This window comes from Nocardioides sp. CPCC 206347 (genome assembly GCF_048654605.1).
Lineage (GTDB): Bacteria > Actinomycetota > Actinomycetes > Propionibacteriales > Nocardioidaceae > Nocardioides.
The window spans coordinates 1,228,711-1,254,183 of record NZ_JBMCYZ010000001.1 but is presented as its reverse complement, the minus strand read 5'-3'; the positions used below and the strand labels follow the sequence as shown (position 1 = coordinate 1,254,183).

Sequence of the window (25,473 nt, the reverse complement as noted above, 5' to 3'; positions counted from 1 at the left end):
GAGGCGGTGGCCCGCTCCCGTCAGGGGCGGGTCATCGCATCCAGGTCGAGGGCCGCGTCGAGCTCCTCGAGCGTCAGGACTCCCTGGTCGACGTACCCCATCGCGAGGACGGTCTCGCGGATGGTGCTCCCGGTGGCCAGCGCCTGCTTGGCGACCTTGGCGGCGGCCTCGTAGCCGAGGTGCTTGTTCAGCGGCGTCACGACGGACGGTGATGACGCCGCGTACCGCCGCATCCGCTCCGCGTCCGCGGTGATCCCGTCGATGCAGCGCTGGGCGAGGGTCGTGGTCGCCGTCGAGAGCAGCCGGACCGATTCCAGAACGTTGCGCGCCATCACCGGCATCGCGACGTTGAGCTCGAAGGAACCGCTGGCCCCGGCGGCCGTGACGGCAGCGTCGTTGCCGATCACCTGCATGCAGACCATCACGGTGGCCTCCGGCAGCACCGGGTTCACCTTGCCCGGCATGATCGAGGACCCCGGCTGCAGGTCGGGGAGGTGGATCTCGGCCAGGCCCGTCGTCGGTCCCGAACCCATCCAGCGCAGGTCGTTGCAGATCTTGGTCAGGCCGACCGCGATCGTGCGCAGCACGCCGCTGAGCTCGACGAGCGAGTCCCGGGTGCCCTGCGCCTCGAAGTGGTTGCGCGCCTCGGTGAACGGCTCGCCCGTGGCGGCGCTCAGTGCCCCGATGGCGGCCGCGGCGAACCCGGGCGGCGTGTTGATGCCCGTCCCGACCGCTGTGCCGCCCAGGGGCAGCTCTCGAACGCGAGGCAGCACGGCCTCCAGCCGCTCGATGCCGTAACGCACGGTCGCGGCGTACCCGCCGAACTCCTGGCCGAGGGTGACCGGGGTGGCGTCCATCAGGTGGGTGCGGCCCGACTTCACCAGCGAGGCGAACTCGGTCGCCTTGGCCTCGAGCGAGCCGGCGAGTACGGCGAGCGCCGGCACCAGGTCGCGGACGACGGCCAGGCTCGCGGCCACGTGGATGGCCGTGGGGAAGGTGTCGTTGCTCGACTGACTGGCGTTGACGTGGTCGTTCGGGTGCACCACGACGCCGGACCGTGCGGCGAGGGTGGCGACCACCTCGTTGGCGTTCATGTTGGAGCTGGTGCCCGATCCGGTCTGGAAGACGTCGATCGGGAACTGGTCGTCGTACCGGCCCTCGGCCACCTGTCGGGCAGCCGCCTCGATGGCCGCGGCGAGGTCGGCCGCGAGTACGCCCAGCTCGCCGTTGGCGTGGGCGGCGGCGGCCTTGACCTCGCCGAGGGCGTGGATCAGTGCCGGCTCGATCGGCGTGCCGCTGATCGGGAAGTTCTCGACTGCCCGCTGCGTCTGCGCCTGCCAGAGGGCCAGGGACGGGACCCGCACCTCGCCCATGGAGTCGTGCTCGGTCCGGAAGCTGGCGTCGCTCGTCACGTCCACGACGCTACTCGGCAGGCCATGCCGCGGCCACTGGTGGCGGAGTCAGCCAGCGACGGAGGCGGGTGCGGTCGCCAGTCGGGGCGCCGACCACTTCTGGACGAACTTCGTGGCCTCGGCCGCGGGAAGCGGCCGGGAGTAGTGGTATCCCTGGGCGAAGTGGCACCCGAGCCGGACCAGCTCGTTGCGCTGCTGCTCGGTCTCCACCCCTTCCGCGACGACATCGAGACCGAACGTCTCGCCGAGACGGACGATGGCCTCGACAAGCGCCTGGTCATCGCCTGAGGTGCCGACCCCGTCCACGAAGCTCCGGTCGATCTTCAGGATGCTCACGGGGAACCGCCGAAGGTAGCCGAGCGCCGAGTAGCCGGTCCCGAAGTCGTCGATGGCCAGGTGGACGCCGACTTCGTGCAACTGGGTCATCGCCCGGACGATCTGGGGGTCCCCGCCGGCGAGGATGCGCTCCGTGATCTCCAGTACCAGGGCCTCGTGCGGCAGGCCGTGGCGCTCCAGTGCGGTGATGACGACGTCGACGAATTCCGGATGGGCGAACTCGTGCGGCGTCACGTTCACTCCCATCTTCAGCAATCCGCTGTCGGGCCCGGTGCCTTGCCACTGGGCGGCCTGTTCGACCGCCCGGTCGATCACCCAGGCGCCGACGGCGATCGCGAGGTCGCTGTCCTCGACGACGTCGATGAAGTCGGCGGGAGCAAGCAGCCCACGCTCCGGATGCTGCCAGCGGATCAGGGCCTCGAACCCGACCACGACGGAGGCGTCGAGACCGATGATGGGCTGGTAGTGGAGCACGAACTGGTCCTGTTCCACGGCGAGGTCGAGCTCGCCGGCGGTCCGTGCCCGCAGCTGCATCACGTCGATCAGGGCCGGCCGGAAGAACTGCACGCCGCCCTTTCCGGCGTCCTTCGCCGCGTACATCGCGAGGTCGGCCTGCAGCAGCAGTTCCGCCGCCTGCTGGCCGTACGTGCTGGTCGTGACACCGAAGCTGGCCCCTGCATGAACGCTCTCTCCGCCGATGTCGAACGGCAGCCGGAAGTGCTCGAGCAGGCGCGAGGCGAGCTCGCAGGCCTCCTGGTCGCTCGCCACGCCCTCGACGAGGACCGCGAACTCGTCACCGCCGAGACGCGCACACGAGTCCGACGGCCGCAGGGCGGCCTGCAGCCGCTGCCCGACGCTGGCGAGCAGCGCGTCACCCGCGGCGTGGCCACGGGTGTCGTTGATGATCTTGAAGTTGTCCAGGTCGATCAGGAGGACGGCGATCGGCTTGCGCTCGGGATCGCTGCACGCGAGGGCGCGTTCGACGCGGTCGAGGAACATGGCCCGGTTGGGCAGCTGGGTCAGGGAGTCATGGAAGGCTTGGTACGCGAGGTCGCTCTCGAGCTGGCGGCGTTCGGTGATGTCGTGGAGCGTGACGACCACGCCGCTGACGCTCGGGTCGTCCATCAGGTTCCGGCAGGAGACCTCGAACAGGCGGACCCGGCCGCCGCGGTCCACGATCCGCCACTCGTCGCTCGGTCCGTGCCCCGAGCGGCGCTCGCCGAGCAGGACCCGGCTGAGGAGCAGACGGGCCCTGGAGGCGTCGCCGGCGATCACCATCGACTCCACGGTCCGGTCACGCGGTCCCTCTGGCTCCCATCCCAGCACGGTCTGCGCAGACGGCGTGTTGAACCGGAGCCGGAGCTGTTCGTCGAACACGAGGATGATGTCGGCTGCGTGCTGGAACAACGACCGGAAGTGCGCCTCGCTCCTCCGCTCGGCAACCTGGGCCGTGAGCTCGATGCTGTCGAGGGCAAGCATCATCTGGGACGCCAGGGCGCAGATGGGGTCGATGGTCTCCGGCCGGTCGACGCCAGGGCCGTGGACCATCAGCAGCCCGCTGATCCGCTCCTCACGCACCATCGCGGCCAGCAGCACGGTCTCACCTGCGCCGAGTGCCGCAGCGAGGGCGGGACCGCACGCCGCCGCAGTGGTGAGGACGAACTGCTGGCTGAGCAGCTCGTGCTCGTGGCACTGAAGGAGCGGGTCGAGGCCCTCGTCGGCCGTGCTCCGACGCCTGTCGCTGGAGTCGAACACCACCCGCAGGGGATGGCCGGTCGCGACGAGGAGGCGAGCCGAGTCGCAGGTGACGTCGGTCAGGGCCGCCAGGCCGACACGGTAGACGGTGTCCGGGTCCGAGGCGGCGACCAGGGCCTCGCCGGTACGGCGCATGGCGTACTCCCGGTGGGTCGCCTCGCGGGCCGCGCTGACCAGGCCCTTGAGGCGCAGCGACACCAGGAGGAAGAGCACCGCCGCGGTCGCCGCGGTCTCGAGAACGTGGCCGGAGCGGCCGTGCGAGAGCTCCCACAGCAGCAGGCCGGGAGCGGCGAGCGGGACCAGGGTGAGCAGGAGCAGGCGTCGGCTCGAGATCGGCTGTGGTGTCGGCCGCACCGGCTCGGTGAGGCGCGTCATGTCCGGTGACAGGGCCGCCGCGCCCCAGGCTCCGTAGAACACCATCCAGCCGAGGTCGACGACGCTGCCGGTCGACCAGCTGCCGTTCAGCTGGATCAGCCCGTAGACGGTGTCGGACGCGAGCAGGCCGACGGTGCCGATGCTGAGCAGCCACAGCGAGTGTGGTCGTCGCCCGGTGCCGATGAGGAGTCGCGCCAGCACGGCGAGGATCAGGACGTCTCCGAGCGGGTAGCCGATCGACACCGCCTTCTGGCCCCAGGTCAGCGTCGCGTCCTGTGTGTAGGGCTCGATCAGGTAGACCCAGACCAGCAGCCCGAGGGCCACGGTGACGATGCTGGCATCAATGGCGGCATGCTTGTCGCCGAGGGGCTTGACCACCCGGACCAGCACGAGCAGCCCGCCCGCAACCAGCGGGTACATCGCGAGATAGAACCCGTCGGCCGCGGAAGGGTACGGGTTGACCTGGCCGAACACGCTCGTCAGCAGGTCGTACGTCGTGTCTCCAGCCATCAGGGCGGAGACCCCCAGGGTCGCCAGCCACCAGGGCAGGCGTCGCCGTGGCCGGTTCACGACGGTGCCGACGACCAGACCGGTGAGCGAGAGCAGCCCGATGGCGGTCCACAGGTAGCGCGGTGCGTCAGGCAGCGCGAGGTACGACACGTACAGCGGAACCGCGACCAGCAGGTAGAGCACGAGCCATGACCTGGGTCGTCGGGGAACCACCGCGAGCGCTCGCGCGCTGTGGGGAGTGGTCCGGCGGCCCGGTCGCTGTTCGAGCATGACAGTCCTTGCGTGACTCGTCGCGACGGTCTTGTCGTGACAGTCCCCAGATCGGCCCGGGTGCAGGGGTCAGTCGCATTTCACCGGAACTGGGGACCAAGGACCCAGGAGAAGTGGCCCGAACGGGCCACGGCGCCTCAGTCGAAGAGCTCGCTGAGCCAGGACTCCTTCTTGCGCTTCTTGTTGTAGCCGTGCTGCTGCTGCGGGGCGTACTGCTGCCGCGGCTGCTGGTAGCCGTCGTACTCGGGCTGGCGCTGCGGAGGGGCTGCCTGTGCACGGGGCTGCTCGGTCTCGACGGAGCGGTCGATGATCTTGTCGAGCTCACCCCGGTCCAGCCAGACGCCGCGGCACTGGGGGCAGTAGTCGATCTCGATTCCGCTCCGCTCGCTCATGACCAGAGTGGTTTCGTCGACGGGGCAACGCATCAGCAGGGTTCCTTTCGAAGGGGGTACACCCGCGTCAACGGACGGCGGTTGCCCGCAGTTCCTGCCGAACGCCGCCAGGGGTCCCAAAACAAGCAGAAGTGCTTGCTTCGCTGATGTGACGTGGCTTACGTTCTGCGCGAACCCGTCACCGAGGAGACACATTGAGCTCGTCCAGCACCGTCTGCCAGGCCTTCCAGCAGACCGCGAAGGTCAACCCCGACGCCGTTGCCGTCCGTACCCCGGGAGACAAGGTCTCCGTCACCTGGCGCGAGCTGTCCGACCGCGTCCGCAAGGTCGCAGCGGGCCTGGCGAGCCTCGGCGTCAAGCGCGGCGACACGGTCGCCATCATGGTGACGAACCGGCCGGAGTCGGCCTGGATCGACGCCGGTGCGATGCACCTGGGCGCCACTGCCTTCTCGATCTACAACACCTCGGCGCCGGAGCAGGTCGCCTACCTCTTCAGCAACGCCGAGAACAGGGTCGTCTTCACCGAGACCGCCCTGCTGCCGACCATCCTCGCGTCCGGCGCGCCGCTCGAGCACGTCATCGTGGTCGACGGGAAGCCCGAGGGCGCCACGATGACCCTGGCGGAGCTGGAAGCCGCCGGCGACCCCGACTTCGACTTCGACGCCGCGTGGAAGGCGGTCACGCCCGACGACCTGCTCACCCTCATCTACACGTCCGGTACGACGGGCCCGCCGAAGGGCGTGCAGCTGACCCACGGCAACCTGATGAGCATCCTGGAGTCGGTGACGGCCAACTTCCCGATGCCGTTCGGTGGCCGGATCACCTCGTTCCTGCCGATGGCCCACATCGCTGACCGCGCCACGTCGCAGTACGGCCTGTGCGCCCGCGGCACCCAGGTCACCTACATCGCTGACCCGCGCACGATCGCCGCCGCCCTCCCCGATTGCAAGCCGACCATCTGGTTCGCCGTCCCGCGCGTCTGGGAGAAGATCAAGGCCGGTGTCGAGGCCAAGGTCGCGAACGAGCCCGACGACAAGAAGCGGAAGATCGCCCAGTTCGCGCTGGGGATGGCCGAGAAGAAGGCCGACGCCCGGCTGGCCGGCAAGGGCCTGAACCCGATCGACTCCGTGAAGTTCGCCGTCGCCGACAAGCTGGTGCTGTCGAAGATGCGCGAGGCCCTCGGCATGCAGGAACTGGTCTGGGCCTGGTCGGGTGCGGCTGCGATCTCTCCCGAGACCCTCAAGTTCTTCATCGGTCTCGGCATCGAGGTCTGTGAGCTGTGGGGCATGTCCGAGACGTGCGGCGGCTCGACCCTCAACCCTCCGGGCAAGCAGAAGCTCGGCACGGTCGGTCCGGCGATCCCCGGTGTGGAGATCAAGCTGGCCGAGGACGGCGAGCTCCTCGTCCGCGGCCCGGGCAACATGATCGGCTACCGCAAGGACCCCGAGAAGACGGCCGAAGCCCTGGACGCCGACGGCTGGATCCACACCGGTGACATCGGCACGGTCGACGAGGACGGGTACTACTCGATCGTGGACCGCAAGAAGGAGCTGATCATCAGCGCCGCCGGCAAGAACATGTCGCCGTCCAACATCGAGAACACCCTCAAGGTGACCACGCCGCTGGCCGCCGCAATCGTCTGCATCGGTGACGCCCGGGCCTTCAACACCGCGCTGGTCGTCCTCGACCCCGACGCCGCGGCGGCGTACGCCGAGAAGGCCGGCGTCGCTGCCGACCCGGCCGTGCTCGCCAAGGACCCCGGCCTTCGGGCGCTGATCCAGCAGGGCATCGATGCCGGCAACGCGAAGCTCTCCCGCGTCGAGCAGGTGAAGAAGTTCGAGGTCGTCCCGTCGTTCTGGATGCCCGGTGGCGACGAGCTCACCCCGACCCTCAAGCTCAAGCGGAAGCCGATCGCCGAGAAGTACTCGGCGCAGATCGACGCGCTCTACGCCTGACCAGGAAGCAGCACAGCGCATGGGGCGCGAACCTCAGCAGGAACGGAGCCGGGCCACCCGTGAGAGCCTTCTCGACGCAACGATCGAGAGCCTGGCTGAAGTCGGGTGGCACGGCACCACCGTCGTGGCGGTGGCGGCGCGCGCGGGCGTCTCCCGCGGCGCCGCCCAGCACCATTTCTCGAGCCGTGACGACCTCGTGCGCGACGCGGTGGAGCGGGTGAGCGAAGGACTCGGCGAGCGGTTGCGCACTCGACCGGTCGACGAGCAGGACGACGACAACCCGGTGCTCGACGTCCTGACCCGCTTGACCAGCGTCTGGACCGACGTGGTCGGCCGGGCCGCGCTGAACCTCTGGGTGGCGGCGGCCTCGGACCCGACCCTGCGGGCGCTGGTCGTCCCGATAGAGCGCCAGTTCAGCCGTGACATGGAGGCGCTCACCATCGAGCTGCTGCACGCCGACCCGAGCCGGCAGGAGGTCCAGTCGTCGGTACGGCTGACCCTGGACGTCGCGCGCGGGATCGGCCTCGGCGCGGCGGTCCGTCAGGACCTCCAGCAGCGCAAGGCCGACCTGGCCCAGTGGGCCGCGATCCTCGGCACCATGCCCGGCATCGGCGGCGGACTGGGCCTCTGACCTACTCGGCGGAGCGCACCCGGATCCCGCCGAGCGGCACGGTGACGGCGCCGGACGGATCGGTGAAGAAGTCGTTGCCCTTGTCGTCGACGACGATGAACGCCGGGAAGTTCTCGACCTCGATCTTCCAGACCGCTTCCATGCCGAGCTCGGGGTACTCCAGCACCTCCTGGCTCTTGATGCAGTCCTGGGCCAGTCGTGCGGCCGGGCCACCGATCGAACCGAGGTAGAACCCGCCGAACTCGTTGCAGGCCTCGGTGACCTGCTTGCTGCGGTTGCCCTTGGCGAGCATCACCATCGAGCCGCCGGCGGCCTGGAACGCCTTGACGTAGGAGTCCATCCGGCCGGCAGTCGTCGGGCCGAAGGACCCGGACGCCATGCCTGCCGGGGTCTTGGCGGGGCCGGCGTAGTAGACCGGGTGGTTCTTGAGGTACTCCGGCATCGGCTGGCCCGAGTCGAGCAGCTCCTGGATCTTGGCGTGCGCGATGTCGCGCGCCACGACCAGCGGACCGGTGAGCGAGAGCCGGGTCTTCACGGGGAACTGCGAGAGCTGGGCGAGGATCTCGCTCATCGGGCGGTTCAGGTCGACCTCGACCACCTCGCCGCCGGAGATGTCCTCGGCGACGCCGGCATCGGGCATGTACTGCGCGGGGTCGGTCTCCAGCTGCTCCAGGAACACGCCGTCCGCGGTGATCTTGCCCAGTGCCTGGCGGTCGGCCGAGCAGGAGACCGCGATCGCCACGGGGCAGGACGCGCCGTGGCGGGGGAGGCGGACCACGCGCACGTCGTGGCAGAAGTACTTGCCACCGAACTGTGCGCCGATCCCGAACTCCTGGGTGAGCTTGAAGACCTCCTCCTCGAGCTCGAGGTCGCGGAACCCGTGGGCGCTCATGCTGCCCTCGGTGGGGAGGTTGTCGAGGTAGTGCGCCGAGGCGTACTTCGCGGTCTTGAGGGCGAACTCCGCGCTGGTGCCGCCGATGACGACCGCCAGGTGGTACGGCGGGCAGGCGGCCGTGCCGAGCGAGCGGATCTTCTCGTCCAGGAACTCCAGCATCCGCTTGGGGTTCAGGACGGCCTTGGTCTCCTGGAACAGGAAGGACTTGTTGGCCGAGCCGCCGCCCTTGGCCATGAAGAGGAACTTGTACTCCGGCCCCTTCTCGCCCTGGGCCGTCGAGTAGAGCTCGATCTGGGCCGGCAGGTTGGTGCCGGTGTTCTTCTCGTCGTACGTCGTCAGCGGGGCGAGCTGGCTGTAGCGCAGGTTCAGCTTCGTGTAGGCGTCGTACACGCCCCGGCTGATCGCCTCGCCGTCGTCGGCGCCGGTGAGGACGCCTTCGGACTTCTTGCCCATCACGATCGCGGTGCCGGTGTCCTGGCACATCGGCAGCACGCCGCCGGCGGAGATGTTGACGTTCTTGAGCAGGTCGAGCGCCACGAAGCGGTCGTTCCCCGAGGCCTCGGGGTCGTCGATGATCTTGCGCAGCTGCTTGAGGTGCGCCGGGCGCAGGTAGTGGCTGATGTCGTGCATCGCCTCGGAGGTGAGCCGCTGGATCGCGGCCGGATCGACCTGGAGGAACGTGCGGCCGTCAGGCCCCTCGACCGTCGAAACGCCTTCGGTCGTGATCAACCGGTAGGGGGTGTCGTCCTTGCCGGTCGGAAGGAGGTCGGAATACCGGAACTCTGCGTCAGCCACGACTACCGAGGATATCGCTGATCCGGAATGACGAAGGGGCTGGGTCGCATTGCGACCCAGCCCCTCAGTTCTTTGCGTCTACTTGATCAATCCCGATCAGGGAGCTGCGGCGATCGGCGTGATCGAGGTGCTGGCCACACCGAGCTCGATCACGGCACCGACCGGGAGACCGGCCTGTGCGGTGCTGAGCGTGATGCGCACGCCGTCGATGCGGTTGAGGTACGCGCCGCCCGGGTGCTTGCGCTGCAGGTTGATCGCCACCTCGCCGAGCCCGGCCACGTTGATGACCGTGTTCGGGGAGACGTTGATCGGGATCGTCTTCCCGGCGATCACCAGGTTGACCAGCTCCATCTTCATGTCACTGGTCCAGACGCCGTCCTGCAGCTTGCCGCTGGCCGTCACCTTGATGGCGGTGGCCTTGATCAGGCCGCCGAGCAGGTTGAGGCCGGCGGTCCTGTTGGTGTTGACGATCTCGGCGTTGCCGAAGACATCCCTGGTGGAGGTCGTCGTCGAGGTCACCACACCGGTGGTGAGGACACCGGGGACGTTCACTCCGGCGGTGGTGTTGGTGAGGGTCTTGCCGTTGCTGGAGCCGTACGGCGTACCGACGCGAGCGGTCGGGTCACTGATGACCTGGATGCTGTCGCCCACCGAAGCGTCGACGCGGGTGCCGTAGGCCGTACCGGAGAGACCGGCGCCCGAGGACGGGTCGACCTCGGAGAGGTACTGGTTGACCGGGTTGACCAGGATCGTGACGCCCGCCGGGTAGCCGCCGCGCGGCTGGAGCAGCGTGACGCCGAGCGCCCAGCCGATGGTGCCGGCGGTGCGGTCGACCTTGCCGTGGATCGACATGTTGAGGCTGATGCTGGCAACGCCCGGGATCGTGACGCCGTAGTTCTTCGGGATGTTCAGCGGCAGGTTGACGCCGACGATCTTGATGCCCGCGAACTGGGTGTTGGCGGTGTGCGAGGCGGTGCCGTCAGCGCGACCGACCGTGGAGATCGTCGTCGTGAGGGCGTCGACCCGGATGAGGCCGCCGAGGAGGTCCACCTTGGCGGTGCGCGCCCACGAGTTGAGCGTCGTGGTCTTGGCAACCTTGTTGACGTTCGCGCTGGTGGTGGTTTCGATGGCGCCGACCGAGAGCAGGCCAGCAACATTCGCCGCAGCGGTGCTGTTCTTGGAGGAGGAGGAGTTGGCTCCTCCGGTGACCGAGGACTGGGCCGTGAGGTCTGAGTTGACCAAGCTGTCCTGGACCTTGACGTACGTTCCGCCGGTGCTGGCGGCGTAACTCCACAGAACAGGCTCTGCAGCCTGCGCCGGTGTGGCCGTCAGGCCCGCGCCCAGGAGGGCGAAGGTGACTACCGAGATTATCTTCCGCGCGTTCACGGGACCCCATTCCCATTGATGGCAAGTATTGAGTTACAGACTATGGAGATCACTCTCCGCCTGTTCCTGCCGAAATCCGAGTACTTTCCGCAGATTTAACGAAGGGTAGCCATAGAAGGTCACGCTCGGGAAACCGGTGCGACTTCCGGGACATGGCATAGACCAGCGGATCTGGCTGTTCCACCACCGTGAAGGTGTACGACGTCGTGGTGATCGGAGCCGGCCAGGCCGGCCTGTCGGCGTCGTACCACCTCACCCGGCTGGGCCTCGAACACGTCGTGCTCGACGCGAATGCGCGCCCCGGCGGCGCCTGGCAGCACCGCTGGGACTCGCTGAGCATGGAGGACGTCCACGGGGTCGCGGACCTGCCCGACGCGACGGCGCCCCGGAGCTCGTCCGAACGGGCGAACGCGGTCCTGCCGGACTGGTTCGCGCGCTACGAGGCGGAGCGGGGCCTGCCAGTCGTCCGTCCCGTCCGGGTGGACCGGGTGACGTCCGAGGGTGACCTGCTGGTGGTGCACGCGGGCGCCCGGACCTGGTGGACCCGCACCCTGATCAACGCGACGGGGACGTGGACGCAGCCGTTCGTGCCGCACTACCCGGGCGTGGAGTCGTTCCGCGGCGAGCAGCTGCACACGGTGGACTACCCCGGCCCGGAGCACTTCGACGGCAAGCGGGTGCTGGTGGTCGGCGGTGGCGCGTCGGCGGTGCAGTTCATCGGCGAGCTCGCGCCCCGGACCGACGTGCTCTGGGTGACCCGGCGTCCGCCCGTGTGGCGTGACCACTTCGACGAGCGCACCGGCCGCGACGCGATCGAGCTGGTCCAGGAACGCGTGCGCGCCGGCCTGCCGCCGGCCAGCGTGGTCAGCGTGACCGGTCTGGGGCTGCGCCCGCAGGAGCAGGAGGCCTCGCGGCTGGGCGCCTATGACCGTCGTCGGCCGATGTTCGCCCGGATCGAGGCTGACGGGGTGCGCTGGGCGGACGGCAGCTTCGAGCCCGTGGACGTGATCTTGTGGGCCACCGGCTTCCGGCCGGCCGTCGCGCACCTCGCGCCGCTGCACCTGCGCAGCGAGCTCGGCGGGATCGCGCTGCTCCAGACCGGCGCCGACGTCCAGACGGCCACGACGGTCGAGCGCGATCCCCGGGTGCACCTGGTGGGCTACGGGCCCTCGGCCAGCACCATCGGCGGCAACCGTGCCGGGCGTGCGGCCGCCGTCGCCGTACGCCGCCAGCTGGCGGAGCTCGACGGTCCGCTATCGTCGGCGACATCCATCCCACGGGAGTCCGCAGCAGCGGGCTGAGAGGGAGCTGAAGCTGCTCCGACCGTCGAACCTGATCCGGCTCATACCGGCGAAGGAAGAGAAGGAGCAGCCCATGCGCTTTTCACCGGTCCCCCGGTTGACCTGTCTGGTCTCCGAGCACGACGACCTCTCGGTCCTGACCCGACTGGCCGAGCTCGGCGTCGACGGGTTCCAGGTCCGGTCGAAGGCGTACGACGCCCGCGGGTTGATCGAGCTGACCCGGACCGTGATCGCTGCGGTCCGTCCGTCCGGGGCGTCGGTGATCGTCAACGACCGCGTCGACGTCGCGGTCGCGGCCGGGGCCGACGGTGCACACCTCGGGTCCGGCGACCTGCCGGTCGCGGTCGCGCGATCCCTGGCGCCGGGGCTCCTCCTGGGGGCGACCTGCCGCTCGCTCGCCGAGGTCGAGAGTGCAGCCTCCGAGGGTGCGGACTACGCCGGCGTCGGGCCGGTCTTCGCCACGACCAGCAAGATCGGGCTGCCCGAACCGCTCGGCACCGCGGGCCTGCGGGGAGTGGTCGGCCGCCTGCCGGTGATCGCGATCGGCGGAATCACTGCCGCTGACGCGGCGGACGTGCTGGCAGCCGGAGCGTCCGGCGTGGCCGTCATCGGCGGCATCTGGCGACCGCCCGATCCGGTCCGGGCAGCAGAGGAGCTCCTCGCGGCGATCGGGTGAGCGGCATGCGCGTCACCGTCCTCGGCGCCGGCATCATCGGCCTGGCCGTGGCCGACGAGCTGATCCGTCGTGGCCACGCCGTCACGGTCGTCGATCCGCAGCCGGCCCGCGGGGCGTCGTACGCGGCAGCCGGGATGTTGAGCCCGGCGGCCGAGGTCTGGCACGGCGAGGAGGAGGTCCTCCGGCTCGGCACGGCCTCCCTCGCACTGTGGCCCGCGCTGGCCGATCGGCTGGGCGTCGAGCTGCGGACCGCCCCCACCCTTCTCGTCGGGTACGACGCCGGCGACCTGCAGCAGGTCGAACGGCAGGTGTCGCTGGTCGGTGGCCTGGGCGGCCGGGCGACGCTGCTCGACCGCGCGGCGGTGCGGGCGTGCGAACCGGTGCTGGCGCGGGTCGCCGGTGCGGCGTCGCTCGCGGGGGAGATGAGTGTCGACCCGCGGGCGGTGTGCGCGGCGTTGCTGGGCAGGGTGGCCGTCGTACCGCAGGATCCGGGCGGAGCGGACGTCGTGGTCATCGCCACCGGCGCGCGCCTGCCGGAGCCGTGGACCGGACTGGTTCGGGGTGTGCGCGGCGAGGTCCTCCGGGTCCGGAGCGACGATCCGCCGACCCACACCGTCCGCGGCTGGGTCGGCGGCGAGCCGGTCTACCTGGTGCCACGACGCAACGGCGAGGTCGTCGTCGGCGCCACCTCCGAGGAGCACCTGGCTCCTCCCGTCGTGACGGCCGGTGGTGTCCACCGGTTGCTCACGGCTGCCCGCACGCTGTGGCCCGGGCTCGATCGCGCCGAGCTCGTCGAGTCGACGGCGCGGGACCGGCCGGCGACGACGGACGGCCGTCCCCTGATCGGGCCCAGTGGTGTCGACGGCGTCCTCCTCGCGGCGGGCCACCACCGCCACGGCGTGCTCCTCGCTCCCCTCACGGCCCGACTCGTGGCCGACCACCTCGACGGCGCCCCGGTCGACCCCTCGGTCGACCCGCGGCGGTTCACCAGCACGCCAGGAAAGGAACGACATGACCATCACGCACAACGGTGAGGCACTGACCCTGGAGGCCCGCGCGACCGTGGCGGACCTGCTCACCCTCCGCTTCGACGACCCGCGTCCCCACGGCATCGCGGTCGCCGTCAACGGCGAGGTGGCGCCACGTGGCGACTGGCCCGGCTGGGTGCTCGTCGAGGGCGACGTCATCGACGTCGTGACCGCGGTGCAGGGCGGATGACGACCCCACGCAGCGATGACCTGGTCATCGCGGGGGAGGTCCTGTCCTCCCGGCTCTTCCTGGGGACCGGGGGACTCCCGCAGGTCGCCCTCGTGGCGCCGATCCTGGCCGCGGCCCGGCCGGCCGTGGTCACCGTGTCGATCCGGCGCACCTCGTCGGTCGGGGAGGGCGGACTGCTCGCGGTGCTGCGCGACGCGGGGGTGCGGCTGCTTCCCAACACTGCCGGGTGCCTGTCGGCGCGCGAGGCCGTGATCACCGCGGAGCTGGCGCGGGAGGCGCTCGAGACCAACTGGGTGAAGCTCGAGGTGATCGGCGACGATCGGTCGCTGCTCCCGGACGTCGTGGAGCTCCTCGACGCCGCCGCGGAGCTGGTTCGGCGCGGATTCACGGTCCTGCCCTACTCCACCGACGACCCCGTCATCGCCCGTCGACTCGTCGACGCCGGCTGCGCTGCCGTGATGCCGCTCGGATCACCGATCGGTTCAGGCCTCGGGGTGCTGAATCCCCACGCGATCGAGGCCGTGCGTGCGGCGGTGGACGTGCCCGTGGTGCTCGATGCGGGCGTCGGCACTGCCAGCGACGCCGCACTCGCCATGGAGCTCGGCTGCGACGCCGTGCTGGCGGCCACCGCTGTCACCCGCGCCGACGACCCGGTCGCGATGGCCCGCGCGCTTCGCCTGGGTGTCGATGCCGGGCGGATCGCCCGACAGGCGGGGCGGATCCCGCGGCAGGCCACGGCCCGCGCCTCCAGCCCCGTCACCGGACGCGTCGGGGCGACCGGATGAGCGCCCGCCTGCTGCTGCTCACCGATCGGACCCTCCTGCCGCCCGGTCGCACGCTGGACGACGTGCTGCGCGCGGCAGCGGCCGGTGGCCTCACCCGGGTCGTGCTGCGCGAGACCGACCTTCCGGACGACGAGCGGCAGGAGATCGCCGACGCAGCCCGCAGCGCCGGCCTGGACGTCATCGCCGCGCATCGGCCGGTCCTGCGGAGCGTGGGACTCCACGTCCCGGCGGGCGCCTCGCCGGCGGTCCGGGCGACGCGATGGGGACGTTCGTGCCACAGCCGGGCCGATGTCGCCCGCGCGGCGAGCGACGGCGCCTGGTGGGCCACCTTGTCGCCGTACACCTGGACGGAGAGCAAGCCGGGCCACGGCCCGCCGTTGCCCGAGGGCGCGTTCACGGGGTACTCCATCCCGACCTATGCGCTCGGCGGCGTGACGCCGGACAACGCGGAACAGGCCCGGAAGGCGGGGGCGTACGGCGTCGCGGTGATGGGCGCCGTGATGCGGTCCGAGGACCCGGGAGCCGTCGTGGCCGCCCTGCTGCAGGCGGTGACGCCGTGACCCCACCCGTCGTCGTCACCATTGCCGGCACCGACTCCGGCGGAGCTGCCGGGATCGCGGCGGACCTGACCACGTTCGCCGCACTCGGTGTCCACGGCGCCTGCGTGGTCACCGCGGTGACCGCCCAGGACACCACCGGCGTGCGCGCGATCCACCCGGTGCCGCTCGACGTCGTCGCGGCCCAGCTCGACGCGGTGCTCGAGGACCTCGACCCGGTGGCCGTGAAGACCGGGATGCTCGGCACCGCCGAGGTGGTCCGCCTGGTCGCCGAGCGCTGCGCCGGACGGATCCTCGTCGTCGACCCCGTCCTCGTCGCGACGTCGGGCGCGGTCCTCGCCGATGCCGCCGTCGTGCAGGCGTATCGGGACCACCTGCTGCCGGTCGCCACGGTGAGCACCCCCAACGAGGAGGAGTTCATCGCGCTCGGCAGGCCCGACCGGCACGGCGTGATCGTGACCCGCGGTGGCGACATCCCGACCACCAACGACCACGGCACCGGCTGCACCCACAGCAGCGCGCTCGCCGCCCACCTGGCGCTCGGCGCCGACCTCGCCACCGCGGCCGAGCGCGCCGCGGCGTACGTCTCACAACAGCTGAATCTCGGCAAGGACTGGAAGCTCGGCCGCGGCCGAGGACCCGTCGCACACATCCAAGGAGAACACCGATGACCGTCCACCCCGCCCACACGCGGATCCTCAAGAGCGACGACCACAGCGACATCGAGGTCCCGTTCACCCGCGTCGCGCTGACCAACGGCGAGACCTTCGACCGATACTGCACCGAGGGCCCCGGCTCCGAGCCCGAACGCGGTCTGCCCCCGCTGCGTGACGGCTGGATCGAAGGCCGCGGCGACACCGGGACGTACGACGGCCGCGAGCCCCAGCTGCTCGACAACGGCCGCGCGGCGCTGCGTCGCGGTGAGGCCCAGGGGGAGTGGCAGGGCGAGCGTCGTGCCCCCCGCCGCTCGACGGGCGCTCCCGTCACCCAGATGGCCTACGCACGCGCGGGCATCGTCACCGAGGAGATGCGGTACGTCGCCGCGCGCGAGCAGTGCGACGTGGAGCTGGTGCGCAGCGAGGTCGCCGCCGGCCGCGCGATCATCCCCGTCAACGTGAACCACCCCGAGTCGGAGCCGATGATCATCGGCAAGCGGTTCCTCGTGAAGATCAACGCCAACATCGGCAACTCGGCCGTGACCAGCAGCATTGCCGAGGAGGTCGACAAGCTCACCCACGCGATCACGTGGGGCGCCGACACCGTGATGGACCTGTCGACCGGCGACGACATCCACACCACCCGCGAGTGGATCATCCGCAACAGTCCCGTGCCCATCGGCACCGTGCCGATCTACCAGGCCCTCGAGAAGGTCAACGGCGAGGCCGACAAGCTCACGTGGGAGATCTTCCGCGACACCGTGATCGAGCAGTGTGAACAGGGCGTCGACTACATGACCGTCCACGCCGGGGTGCTGCTGCGCTACGTCCCGATGACCGCCCGCCGCGTCACCGGCATCGTCAGCCGCGGCGGCTCGATCATGGCCGGGTGGTGCCTGGCCCACCACGAGGAGAACTTCCTCTACACGCACTTCGACGAGCTCTGCGAGATCTTCCGTCAGTACGACGTCAGCTTCTCCCTCGGCGACGGACTCCGCCCCGGCTCGACCGCCGACGCCAACGACGAAGCGCAGTTCTCGGAGCTCCGGACCCTTGCCGAGCTGACGAAGCGCGCCTGGGAGTACGACGTCCAGGTGATGGTCGAAGGTCCCGGCCACGTCCCGCTGCACCTGGTCGAGGAGAACGTCCGGCTCCAGCAGGACTGGTGCCACGGCGCGCCGTTCTACACGCTCGGCCCGCTCGCCACCGACATCGCACCCGGCTACGACCACATCACCTCGGCCATCGGCGCCGCGACGATCGCCATGCACGGCACGGCGATGCTCTGCTACGTCACGCCCAAGGAGCACCTCGGCCTGCCGAACCGCGACGACGTGAAGACCGGTGTGATCACGTACAAGCTGGCTGCCCACGCCGCCGACCTGGCCAAGGGCCACCCCGGCGCCCGCGACTGGGACGACGCCTTGTCGAAGGCCCGCTTCGAGTTCCGCTGGCGCGATCAGTTCGCCCTGTCCCTCGACCCCGTCACGGCTGAGGAGTTCCACGACGAGACCCTGCCCGCCGAGAACGCCAAGACTGCGCACTTCTGCTCGATGTGCGGCCCGAAGTTCTGCTCGATGAAGATCAGCCAGGACGTGCGGGACCGGTTCGGTGCGGACCTCTCGCCCGAGGACGCCGTGCTCGGGATGAAGGAGAAGTCCGAGGAGTTCCTCGAGCTGGGGGCGTCGGTGTACGTCGAGCCGTCGGCCGGGGTCGTCGAGTAGTCCGAGGGGTGTCTCGTCCGGCGCCTGCGGCGCCGATCCCACCTCGGTCAGGTGCGGGGTGCTTCGGCAGCCTTGGCGGCTGCAGCGGCGCGTTCGACCCACTTGGGGACGTCGCCGTAGCGCTGCATGGGGATGAGTTGTCCGGCGGCGGAATCCTCCACCAGTTGGGCCATCCGGCGGTCGCGGGTGGTTTCCTGCTTGGCGGAGAGGACCCAGTTGGAGCAGACCTTTCGGTAGGTCCTGGTCGCTGCTTGCCAGAAGGCGGTGGCGGCCGGGTTGGCGGCGAGGTCGGCGGCGTAGGCGTCGGGCAGGACGATCTCGCCGTCGACCTCGTGCGTGTACGGCGCCGGGTCGGTCTTGCGCTGTTCCCAGATCGCCAGTCCGCTCGGCTGCATGCGGCCCTCGGCCTTCAGCTGCTCGACGAAGTCGAGGTTGACCTTGCTCCAGTTGCTGGTCTTCTTGCGCGGGCTCCAGCGTTGGCGCCGGGTGTCCTCGTCGATGCGCTGCGCGATCGAATCGATCCACCCCCAGCACAGGGCCACGGGTACGGCTTCCTCCCAGGTCAGCCCACGCTCGGGGACGTGCTTCTTGTTCAGGCCCATCCAGAGCTCGGTCTCGGTGTCGTGGTTCGCTGCGAGCCACGCGTCGAACTCGGCGGCGTCGGCGAAGAAGCGCGCCGGGCGCTCCTCGCTGCCACCCATGCGACCGGGCACTCGATCCTTCGCCATGGCGCCAGCCTGCCACTCGTCACCGACAACCAGGCCCGTGCGACATGCTGGTCCCCATGACCCGACCCACCGTGGCCATCGGTGCCCTCGGCGGCACCATCGCCTCGACCTCCACCGATGGGGCAGAGGTCGTGCCCACGCTGTCGGCCGCGCTGCTGGCCGAGGCGGTGCCCGGCCTTGCCGAGATCGCGGACATCCGGGCCGAGACGCTGGCGATGCTGCCGAGTCCGTCCCTCGACGAACCGACCATCCTGCGGGCACTTCGCTGGGCGCAGGCCGCTGTCGACGCAGGAGCGACGGGCGTCGTACTCACGCAGGGGACGGACACCCTGGAGGAGGCGGCCTACCTGCTCGACCTGTTCTGGGACCGTCCCGAACCGCTCGTGCTGACCGGTGCGATGCGGTCTCCACAAGCGGCTGGGGCCGACGGTCCTGCGAACCTGCTCACGGCGGTGCGCTGTGTCCTCGCGCCGTCGTCGCGTGACCGGGGCGTCCTGGTTGCCTTCGACGACGAGATCCACCAGGCGCGGTGGGTGGCGAAGACCGACTCGATGTCGACGAGCGCCTTCCGTTCGGCGGTGTTCGGGCCGATCGGCCGGTGTGTCGAGGCCGAGGTCGCGTACGGCGTCCCGGCCGGCCGGGTGGCGCCCCTGCGCCTGTCGGCAGGGCAGGAGGCCGACGACCCGCGGGTGCCGCTGCTGGCGACCTACCTCGGGGACGACGGGTACGTCGTCGACGCGATCCGTCCCGATGACGTGGACGGACTCGTGATCGCCGGGTTCGGTGCCGGCCACGTGTCCGCCGCCATGGCCGAGGCGGTCGGCCGGATCGCCCGGCAGGTGCCGGTGGTGTTCGCATCCCGTACCGGCTCGGGGCCCACCGGGCGGGCGATGTATGGCTACCCGGGCTCGGAGATCGACCTCGTCGCCCGCGGCGCGGTCGGGGCCGGCTGGCTGTCGCCGGTCAAGGCCCGGCTGCTGCTCTGGGCGCTGGCATTGGGTGGTCCGCCGAGCCGGCAGGATGTGCTCGACGCGTTCGAGGTCCGCGGCCGCCCCTAGCTCGCACCTCAACCACCGGTGGGCGTCGGGGTGTCGGAGGGCCGGTCGGGCAGGACGTGGGCGACGTAGTCGCGGGCGGAGTCGAAGATGTTGACCTCGTGCCCGGCGACGTCCGACAGCGCCCACCGGTGCTCCATCACCTCGTGGAAGAACTCCGCCGGTGCGATCTTGCGCCGCTGGTCGATCGGCAGGATCTCGACGATCGGCGTGTAGACGGTGGCCAGCCACCGTCGCGCCACCGTCTCGCGGTCCTCGTCGTCGTACCCGCCGTGGGCGGTGAACGCGGCCAGGTCGTTGAGCAGCTTGCGGGCCTGGCTGTCCTCGACGTCGAGGCCGGTCAGCTGGCGCAGCTCGCGGCAGTGGTGTCCGGCTTCGACCACCCGGGGCTGGATCCGGACGCGGTCGGACCCGGCCTGGACGTCGAGCTCGTCGACGTCGAAGCCGAGGTCGTTGAGGCGCCCGATCCGCTGCTCGATCCGGTACCACTCGTCGGTGCCGAACTCCTCCGCGACGGTCAGCTCGTCCCACAGGGCGTGGTAGCGATCGCCGAGCTGGGTGACGATCTCGAAGCCGTCGATGACGACGTCGGTGTCGCCGCTGGCCTGCAGGTCCATCAGCTCCGCGAAGATGTTCTCGGTCGCGACGGTGACGTCGTGCTCGCGCATCGCGTCCGACACGGACTCGTGGTGCTCGCTGGTCTCGGCGTCGACGAGGTAGGCCGCGAATCCCCCTGCACTGCGGCGGAAGAGCGCGTTCGACAACGACACGTCGCCCCAGTAGACGCCGGCCAGGTGCAGCCGGACGAGCAGCACCACGAGCGCGTCGATGAGGGCAGGAACCTGGTCGGGACGCAGGCCGTGCTGGAAGACCGTGCGGTACGGCAACGAGTAGTGCAGGTGCTCGGTGAGCAGCGCCGTCGGCAACGGGTTGCCCTCGATGTCGGTGCGTCCCCGCACCACACCCCGCGGTACGACGGCGGGCTGGCCGAGGCGCTGCAGCGTTCGCAGCATTTCGTACTCACGCAGCGCGATCGCCTCTTCGGTCTCCTTGACCGCGAGGAACTGGTGGTTCACCTGGACCACCCGGACGACGTGTCGCGACAGGCCGAGCGGGAGCGGGACGACGTACTGCCTGTCCCACTCGGCCAGCGGCGTTGACCACGGCAGCTGGAACAGCGCGGGATCGGTGCGGGCGGCCACGACATGGAGCGCCATGACCCGCAACCTACGCGTAAAGGTTCGGCCTCGACAGACGCCAATGATGGACAACACCCCCTCGGCTGCGGTAGGCCTGAGTGACGCAACCCACACTCGGAGGGGGTGGTCTGGTTGATGTTTTCGACTCAGGGCAGACGGCGTCGGAAGGTCGCTCTCGCGGCCACGGCGGTCCTGGCCGCCGGCGCTCTCGCTGCATGCGGTGGCTCCGACAAGCCGGTGCTGAACTGGTACGTCAACCCTGACGGGGTCCCCGTCTTCGAGAGGTACGCCGGGGAGTGCAGCACCAGCGACTACGACATCGAGGTCCAGCTGCTGCCCACGGGCGCAACCGACCAGCGCACCCAGCTCGCCCGCCGGCTCGCCGCGGAGGACTCGTCGACCGACCTGATGAACCTCGACCCCGTCTTCGTCGCGGAGTTCGCCAACGCCGGTTGGCTGAAGGAGGTCGAGGGCCCGATCGCCGACAAGGTCGCGGCCAGCATCGAGGGTGAGGGCGAGTACCTCGCCGGAGCGGCCGACACCGTCACCTGGCAGGACCGGGTCTACGCGATCCCGCTCTGGGCCAACACCCAGGTGCTCTGGTACCGGAAGTCCCTGGCCGAGGCCGCGGGGCTCGACATGTCGAAGCCGGTGACCTGGGACCAGGTGATCGACGCGGCTGCCGACAACGGCGGGACGGTCGGGGTCCAGGCGGACAAGTACGAGGCCTACGTCGTGTGGATCAACGCCCTCGTCCAGGGCGCGGGCGGCTCCATCGTCTCGGACACCGAAGCCGGCCGGGACGCCAAGGTCGACATCGGCTCCGACGCCGGTCGGAAGGCCGCTGCGATCGTCCAGAAGCTCGCGGACTCGAGTGCTGCGCAACCGGACCTGAGCGTCTCGCGTGAGGGCACCAGCCTGGGCCAGATGTTCCCGAAGGAAGGGCCCGGCGAGTTCATGACCAACTGGACCTTCGTCTACAAGAACTACGAGGGCGTCGTCGACAAGCCGGGTGGGCCGACCAAGGAACAGTTCGCCGACCTCGGCTGGGCCCGCTACCCGGCCACGGTCGAGGGCGAGGCCTCCAGGCCCCCGGTCGGAGGCATCGACATCGGGGTGGGTGCCTACTCGGAGCACCCGGACTGGGCCACCGAGGCGGCCGAGTGCATCACCTCCCAGCAGGCGCAGGTGGACCTGGCGCTCGAGGCGGGACTGATGCCCTCGACGAACGCGGCCTACGACGAGGTCGCCGCGAGCGGCCAGTTCCCCAAGGACCTGATCGAGCTCTACCGGACCAGCGTCGACGAGGGTGGCCCCCGTCCGAAGAGCGCCTTCTACGCGATGATCTCCGGCGCCGTCCAGGCCCGGTGGCACTCGCCGAACTCGGTCGATCCGGACAGCACCCCTGAAGATTCCGCGAAGTACCTGAAGGACGTGCTGGAAGGGAAGTCGCTGCTGTGAGTGCCGTGACCGCGCCCAAGACGGGCAAGCCGGCCCTCAGCGACCGGGCCAGGGCAGAGACCAGGCTGGGGCAGAAGCTGGTGGCGCCGGCGATCGTGTTGATGCTGGTCGTCACCGCGTTCCCGATGCTGCGGGCGATCTATCTCTCCACCTTCGACTACGCGCTGACGGCCCCGGACGATCGTGAGTTCGTGGGGCTGAGCAACTACCTCACGGCGCTGAGCGACCCGCTCTTCTGGCAGACCACCGGCGTCACGGTGCTCTACATGGTGGTCACCGTCGCGGTGGAGCTCGTCATCGGCTTCATCTTCGCGATGGTGATGCATCGGGTGATCTTCGCTCGCGGTGTCATCCGTACGTCGATCCTGATTCCCTACGGCATCATCACCGTGGTCTCGGGCTTCGCCTGGCAGTTCGCGTTCTCCTTCCAGAACGGCTTCATCAACGGCTGGTTGCCGTTCATCGGCGACGACTTCAACTGGTTCGGCGAGACCACCCCGGCCGTGGTGGCGATCATGGTCTCGGAGATCTGGAAGACCACACCGTTCATGTCGCTGCTCCTGCTGGCCGGCCTCGCCCAGGTCAGCGAGGACATGCTGGAGGCCGCGAAGGTCGACGGCGCCACCTGGACGCAACGGCTGACCAAGGTGATCCTGCCGAACATGCGGGCGGCGATCATGGTCGCGGTCCTGTTCCGGGCCCTGGATGCGTACCGGATCTTCGACAACATCTTCGTGATGACGTCCGGTGCCGTCAGGACCGAGTCGATCAGCTTCCTGACCTACCGGCAGACCATCGAGCAGTTCCAGGTCGGGATGGGCTCGGCGTTGTCGGTGCTGCTCTTCCTCTCCGTCCTGCTGATCGCCTTCGGAATCGTCAGACTCTTCCGCGTCGACCTGGCCCAAGCACGGCAGGAGTCCTGACATGAACAGTCGCATCACGAGTCGCGTCGGACTGGTCGTGGGCTGCACGTTGATCATGATCTGGTGCCTGCTGCCCGTCGCCTGGATCATCTCGCTGTCCTTCAAGTCCGAGACCGCGATCACCAACGGCAGTCCCGGGTTCTTCCCCGCTGACGGCGGCGGCGCCGGATGGGCCAACTACGAGGCGGTCTGGGACAACGAGCAGTTCCGGCGGGCGATCTTCAACTCCATCGGCATCAGCCTGATTGCCACGGTGCTCTCGGTCGTGGTGGCCACCCTGGCGGCGTACGCCATTGCCCGCCTGGAGTTCCAGGGCAAGAAGCTGGTGCTGTCGTTGTCCCTGGCGATCGCCATGTTCCCGGTGGTGTCCCTGGTCGGTCCGCTGTTCGACATGTGGCGCGTGACCGGTCTCTACGACACCTGGCCCGGACTGATCATCCCGTACATGTCCTTCACGCTCCCGCTGGCGATCTGGACCCTCTCGGCGTTCTTCCGGGAGATTCCGTGGGAGATGGAGCAGGCGGCCCAGGTCGACGGTGCCACGTCGTGGCAGGCGTTCCGCAAGGTGATCGTCCCGCTGGCCGCCCCGGGTGTGTTCACCGCGGCGATCCTGACCTTCTTCTTCGCCTGGAACGACTTCGTCTTCGGCATCTCGCTCACCTCGACCGAGAACGCCCGACCGATCCCGGCCTCGCTGTCGTTCTTCGTCGGCGCCGACCCGTTCAACCGACCGGCGTCGTTGCTGGCTGCCGGCGCCGTCATCGCCACGATCCCGATCATCATCATCGTCCTGATTTTCCAGCGCAAGATCGTTGCCGGGCTGACCTCCGGCGCAGTGAAGGGATAGGTGCTGCTGCCATGGCCGCCATCACGATGAGCCACATCGTCAAGAAGTACGGCGACGGCTTCCCTGCCGTGAACGACATCTCGATCGATGTCGCCGACGGGGAGTTCATGATCCTCGTCGGTCCCTCGGGCTGCGGGAAGTCCACCCTGCTGCGGATGATCGTCGGGCTGGAGGACATCACCTCGGGCGACATGGTCATCGGGGACCGTCGGGTCAACGACCTCGCGACCCGCGACCGCAACCTGGCGATGGTCTTCCAGAACTACGCGCTCTACCCGCACCTGACGGTCTACGAGAACATCGCGTTCCCGCTCCGGCTCGCCAAGATGCCCGAGGCGGAGATCGACAAGCTGGTGCGCGAGGCGTCGACCACGCTCGAGCTCGACGAGCACCTCGAGCGCAAGCCCGGCAACCTGTCCGGTGGACAGCGGCAGCGCGTCGCGATGGGACGAGCGATCGTCCGGCAGGCCGACGCCTTCCTCTTCGACGAGCCGCTGTCCAACCTGGACGCGAAGCTGCGCGGACAGATGCGCACCGAGATCTCGCGACTGCAGAAGCGGCTCGGCATCACGACGGTCTACGTCACCCACGACCAGACCGAGGCGATGACGCTCGGCGACCGCGTCGCCGTCCTCAAGCGGGGAGTCCTCCAGCAGCTGGCCACACCGCGTGAGCTCTACGAGAACCCGGGCAACCTGTTCGTGGCGGGCTTCATCGGCTCGCCGCCGATGAACTTCCTGCCGGCGACGGTCGAGGGGACCTCGGTGCAGCTGCCGTTCGGGAAGGTGGAGATCCCGGCGGACAAGGCCGAGCGGGTCGCCGGCCGTGGGCTGCTCATCGCGGGCGTCCGCCCCGAGCACTTCGAGGACGCCTCACTGGCGTCCGAGGAGGCCCGCACGGGCTCGACGTTCCGCGCCAAGGTCGACGTCGTCGAGTGGCTCGGCAACGAGACCTACGCCTACATCCCGTTCGAGTCCCCGCCCGAGGTGACCCAGCAGCTCCAGCAGCTCGAGAAGGACCTCGACGGTGAGGGCATGCGCACCCAGCTGGTCGTCTCCCTGGACGGTGCGAGCCGGATCAAGGAGGGGGAGGAGGCCGAGATCTGGGTCGATGGCCGCCGCATGCACCTGTTCGAACCGTCGACGGGCGAGAACCTCACCGTGGACCTCGCGAACGCCGGGCGGGTGCTCGGCGCGGAGGCGACCGTCTAGGTCCGCGGTCGGGGCCGCGACGCGTCGTACCTCGCCCACGCGATCGCGGCCTGGAGGTCGGCCAGGTCGCGGAACCAGGTCTCGACCTCGACCTGGCAGGCGACCACCTGCACCTCGGTGTCGTACTCGCTGCACTCCGCCGTGGTCTCCGACAGCGTCGGCGGGAAGAGCGTCGTGCCGTCGTGGTGATGGATGGTGAAGCCGTTGTCGGCGTCGCCCTCGACGGCCACGATCGTGTCGCCCGCCGGCTGCCAGCGCGGTCCGCGGTCGCCGCTCGCTGCGTCGCCGGGCCACGCGAGCACCCCGGCGACCAGGGCCGCGACCACCATCGCCAGCCCTGCCGGCACACCGAATGTCCTCAGTCCCATCTGCACTCCTCGGTCCTCGTGCGCCGACCTGTCCGGCGCGGGAGGCAGACAC

23 protein-coding genes and 1 riboswitch are annotated in these 25,473 nt (G+C 69.8%); of the genes, 15 read left to right on the top strand and 8 right to left on the bottom strand.

All coding sequences use genetic code 11. From position 1 onward, the window contains the following. Positions 1–20 precede the first annotated feature (20 nt). From ACOACQ_RS05975 to ACOACQ_RS05965, 3 genes are all read right to left on the bottom strand, one after another. Positions 21–1,412 carry a class II fumarate hydratase gene (locus tag ACOACQ_RS05975; RefSeq protein ID WP_378597643.1) on the bottom strand — a complete coding sequence of 464 codons (1,392 nt, stop codon included), beginning with the start codon at positions 1,410–1,412 and terminating at the stop codon, positions 21–23. 48 nt (positions 1,413–1,460) lie between these two features. After that, positions 1,461–4,571: an EAL domain-containing protein gene (locus ACOACQ_RS05970; RefSeq protein WP_420287845.1), complete on the bottom strand. Its 3,111-nt coding sequence runs from the start codon at positions 4,569–4,571 to the stop codon at positions 1,461–1,463. 224 nt (positions 4,572–4,795) lie between these two features. After that, positions 4,796–5,050, bottom strand: coding sequence for a zf-TFIIB domain-containing protein (locus ACOACQ_RS05965; protein ID WP_378597641.1), 255 nt, complete (start codon positions 5,048–5,050; stop codon positions 4,796–4,798). A gap of 194 nt (positions 5,051–5,244) precedes the next feature. Between ACOACQ_RS05965 and ACOACQ_RS05960 the strand changes: the two genes are divergently transcribed. Beyond that, positions 5,245–7,005 carry an AMP-binding protein gene (locus tag ACOACQ_RS05960; RefSeq protein ID WP_378597640.1) on the top strand — a complete coding sequence of 587 codons (1,761 nt, stop codon included), beginning with the start codon at positions 5,245–5,247 and terminating at the stop codon, positions 7,003–7,005. A 19-nt stretch (positions 7,006–7,024) separates the two neighbouring features. Beyond that, complete coding sequence (locus tag ACOACQ_RS05955; RefSeq protein WP_420287844.1) at positions 7,025–7,636, top strand: TetR/AcrR family transcriptional regulator; 612 nt, start codon at positions 7,025–7,027, stop codon at positions 7,634–7,636. A 1-nt stretch (position 7,637) separates the two neighbouring features. Here the strand turns inward: ACOACQ_RS05955 and ACOACQ_RS05950 are convergent, their stop codons facing one another. Together ACOACQ_RS05950 and ACOACQ_RS05945 are read right to left on the bottom strand one after the other, a co-directional pair. Continuing rightward, the gene (locus ACOACQ_RS05950; protein ID WP_378597638.1) at positions 7,638–9,326 is read right to left on the bottom strand and encodes a fumarate hydratase; all 1,689 of its coding nucleotides are present in this window, start codon (positions 9,324–9,326) and stop codon (positions 7,638–7,640) included. A 96-nt stretch (positions 9,327–9,422) separates the two neighbouring features. Then, positions 9,423–10,712: a choice-of-anchor P family protein gene (locus ACOACQ_RS05945; protein ID WP_420287843.1), complete on the bottom strand. Its 1,290-nt coding sequence runs from the start codon at positions 10,710–10,712 to the stop codon at positions 9,423–9,425. A gap of 188 nt (positions 10,713–10,900) precedes the next feature. Between ACOACQ_RS05945 and ACOACQ_RS05940 the strand changes: the two genes are divergently transcribed. The 8 genes from ACOACQ_RS05940 to thiC all read left to right on the top strand — a co-directional run bounded on the left by ACOACQ_RS05940 (position 10,901) and on the right by thiC (position 17,629). Next, a complete protein-coding gene (locus ACOACQ_RS05940) occupies positions 10,901–12,013 on the top strand; it encodes an FAD-dependent oxidoreductase (RefSeq protein WP_420287842.1) in 1,113 nt (370 codons plus the stop codon). Further along, a riboswitch (TPP riboswitch) is annotated at positions 11,979–12,088 on the top strand. Its footprint overlaps the gene before it by 35 nt. Continuing rightward, positions 12,087–12,689: a thiamine phosphate synthase gene (gene thiE, locus ACOACQ_RS05935; RefSeq protein ID WP_378597634.1), complete on the top strand. Its 603-nt coding sequence runs from the start codon at positions 12,087–12,089 to the stop codon at positions 12,687–12,689. Its footprint overlaps the riboswitch before it by 2 nt. Before the next feature lie 5 nt (positions 12,690–12,694). After that, positions 12,695–13,723, top strand: a complete 1,029-nt coding sequence (locus ACOACQ_RS05930) for an FAD-dependent oxidoreductase (RefSeq protein ID WP_420287841.1) — start codon at positions 12,695–12,697, stop codon at positions 13,721–13,723. Next, a complete protein-coding gene (gene thiS, locus ACOACQ_RS05925; RefSeq protein ID WP_378597632.1) occupies positions 13,701–13,907 on the top strand; it encodes a sulfur carrier protein ThiS in 207 nt (68 codons plus the stop codon). Before ACOACQ_RS05930 ends, thiS begins: the two co-directional genes overlap by 23 nt. Further along, entirely contained in the window at positions 13,904–14,692 is a 789-nt protein-coding gene (locus tag ACOACQ_RS05920) for a thiazole synthase (protein WP_420287839.1), read from the top strand. Before thiS ends, ACOACQ_RS05920 begins: the two co-directional genes overlap by 4 nt. After that, positions 14,689–15,252 (top strand): thiamine phosphate synthase, encoded by a 564-nt coding sequence (locus tag ACOACQ_RS05915; protein ID WP_420287838.1) that lies wholly within the window; start codon positions 14,689–14,691, stop codon positions 15,250–15,252. Before ACOACQ_RS05920 ends, ACOACQ_RS05915 begins: the two co-directional genes overlap by 4 nt. Continuing rightward, complete coding sequence (locus ACOACQ_RS05910) at positions 15,249–15,920, top strand: hydroxymethylpyrimidine/phosphomethylpyrimidine kinase (protein WP_420287837.1); 672 nt, start codon at positions 15,249–15,251, stop codon at positions 15,918–15,920. Before ACOACQ_RS05915 ends, ACOACQ_RS05910 begins: the two co-directional genes overlap by 4 nt. Further along, a complete protein-coding gene (gene thiC / locus ACOACQ_RS05905) occupies positions 15,917–17,629 on the top strand; it encodes a phosphomethylpyrimidine synthase ThiC (RefSeq protein ID WP_378597628.1) in 1,713 nt (570 codons plus the stop codon). Before ACOACQ_RS05910 ends, thiC begins: the two co-directional genes overlap by 4 nt. Before the next feature lie 47 nt (positions 17,630–17,676). Here the strand turns inward: thiC and ACOACQ_RS05900 are convergent, their stop codons facing one another. After that, a complete protein-coding gene (locus ACOACQ_RS05900; RefSeq protein ID WP_420287836.1) occupies positions 17,677–18,357 on the bottom strand; it encodes a YdeI/OmpD-associated family protein in 681 nt (226 codons plus the stop codon). A gap of 56 nt (positions 18,358–18,413) precedes the next feature. Here ACOACQ_RS05900 and ACOACQ_RS05895 point away from each other — a divergent pair, with 56 nt between their 5' ends. After that, the gene (locus tag ACOACQ_RS05895; protein ID WP_420287835.1) at positions 18,414–19,415 is read left to right on the top strand and encodes an asparaginase; all 1,002 of its coding nucleotides are present in this window, start codon (positions 18,414–18,416) and stop codon (positions 19,413–19,415) included. A gap of 8 nt (positions 19,416–19,423) precedes the next feature. Here the strand turns inward: ACOACQ_RS05895 and ACOACQ_RS05890 are convergent, their stop codons facing one another. Beyond that, positions 19,424–20,629, bottom strand: coding sequence for a DUF4032 domain-containing protein (locus ACOACQ_RS05890; protein ID WP_420287834.1), 1,206 nt, complete (start codon positions 20,627–20,629; stop codon positions 19,424–19,426). A gap of 117 nt (positions 20,630–20,746) precedes the next feature. Between ACOACQ_RS05890 and ACOACQ_RS05885 the strand changes: the two genes are divergently transcribed. Genes ACOACQ_RS05885 through ACOACQ_RS05870 form a run of 4 tightly spaced genes read left to right on the top strand, consistent with a single transcriptional unit; the run spans position 20,747 to position 25,053 of the window. Continuing rightward, positions 20,747–22,072 carry an extracellular solute-binding protein gene (locus ACOACQ_RS05885; RefSeq protein WP_420287833.1) on the top strand — a complete coding sequence of 442 codons (1,326 nt, stop codon included), beginning with the start codon at positions 20,747–20,749 and terminating at the stop codon, positions 22,070–22,072. 5 nt (positions 22,073–22,077) lie between these two features. After that, positions 22,078–22,995, top strand: a complete 918-nt coding sequence (locus ACOACQ_RS05880) for a carbohydrate ABC transporter permease (protein WP_420287832.1) — start codon at positions 22,078–22,080, stop codon at positions 22,993–22,995. A 1-nt stretch (position 22,996) separates the two neighbouring features. Next, positions 22,997–23,842 carry a carbohydrate ABC transporter permease gene (locus ACOACQ_RS05875; protein WP_378596790.1) on the top strand — a complete coding sequence of 282 codons (846 nt, stop codon included), beginning with the start codon at positions 22,997–22,999 and terminating at the stop codon, positions 23,840–23,842. Between the two features lie 11 nt (positions 23,843–23,853). Continuing rightward, positions 23,854–25,053, top strand: a complete 1,200-nt coding sequence (locus tag ACOACQ_RS05870) for an ABC transporter ATP-binding protein (protein ID WP_378596791.1) — start codon at positions 23,854–23,856, stop codon at positions 25,051–25,053. Here the strand turns inward: ACOACQ_RS05870 and ACOACQ_RS05865 are convergent. Further along, positions 25,050–25,421 (bottom strand): hypothetical protein, encoded by a 372-nt coding sequence (locus ACOACQ_RS05865; RefSeq protein WP_378596792.1) that lies wholly within the window; start codon positions 25,419–25,421, stop codon positions 25,050–25,052. The genes ACOACQ_RS05870 and ACOACQ_RS05865 overlap by 4 nt on opposite strands. Positions 25,422–25,473: the final 52 nt, after the last annotated feature.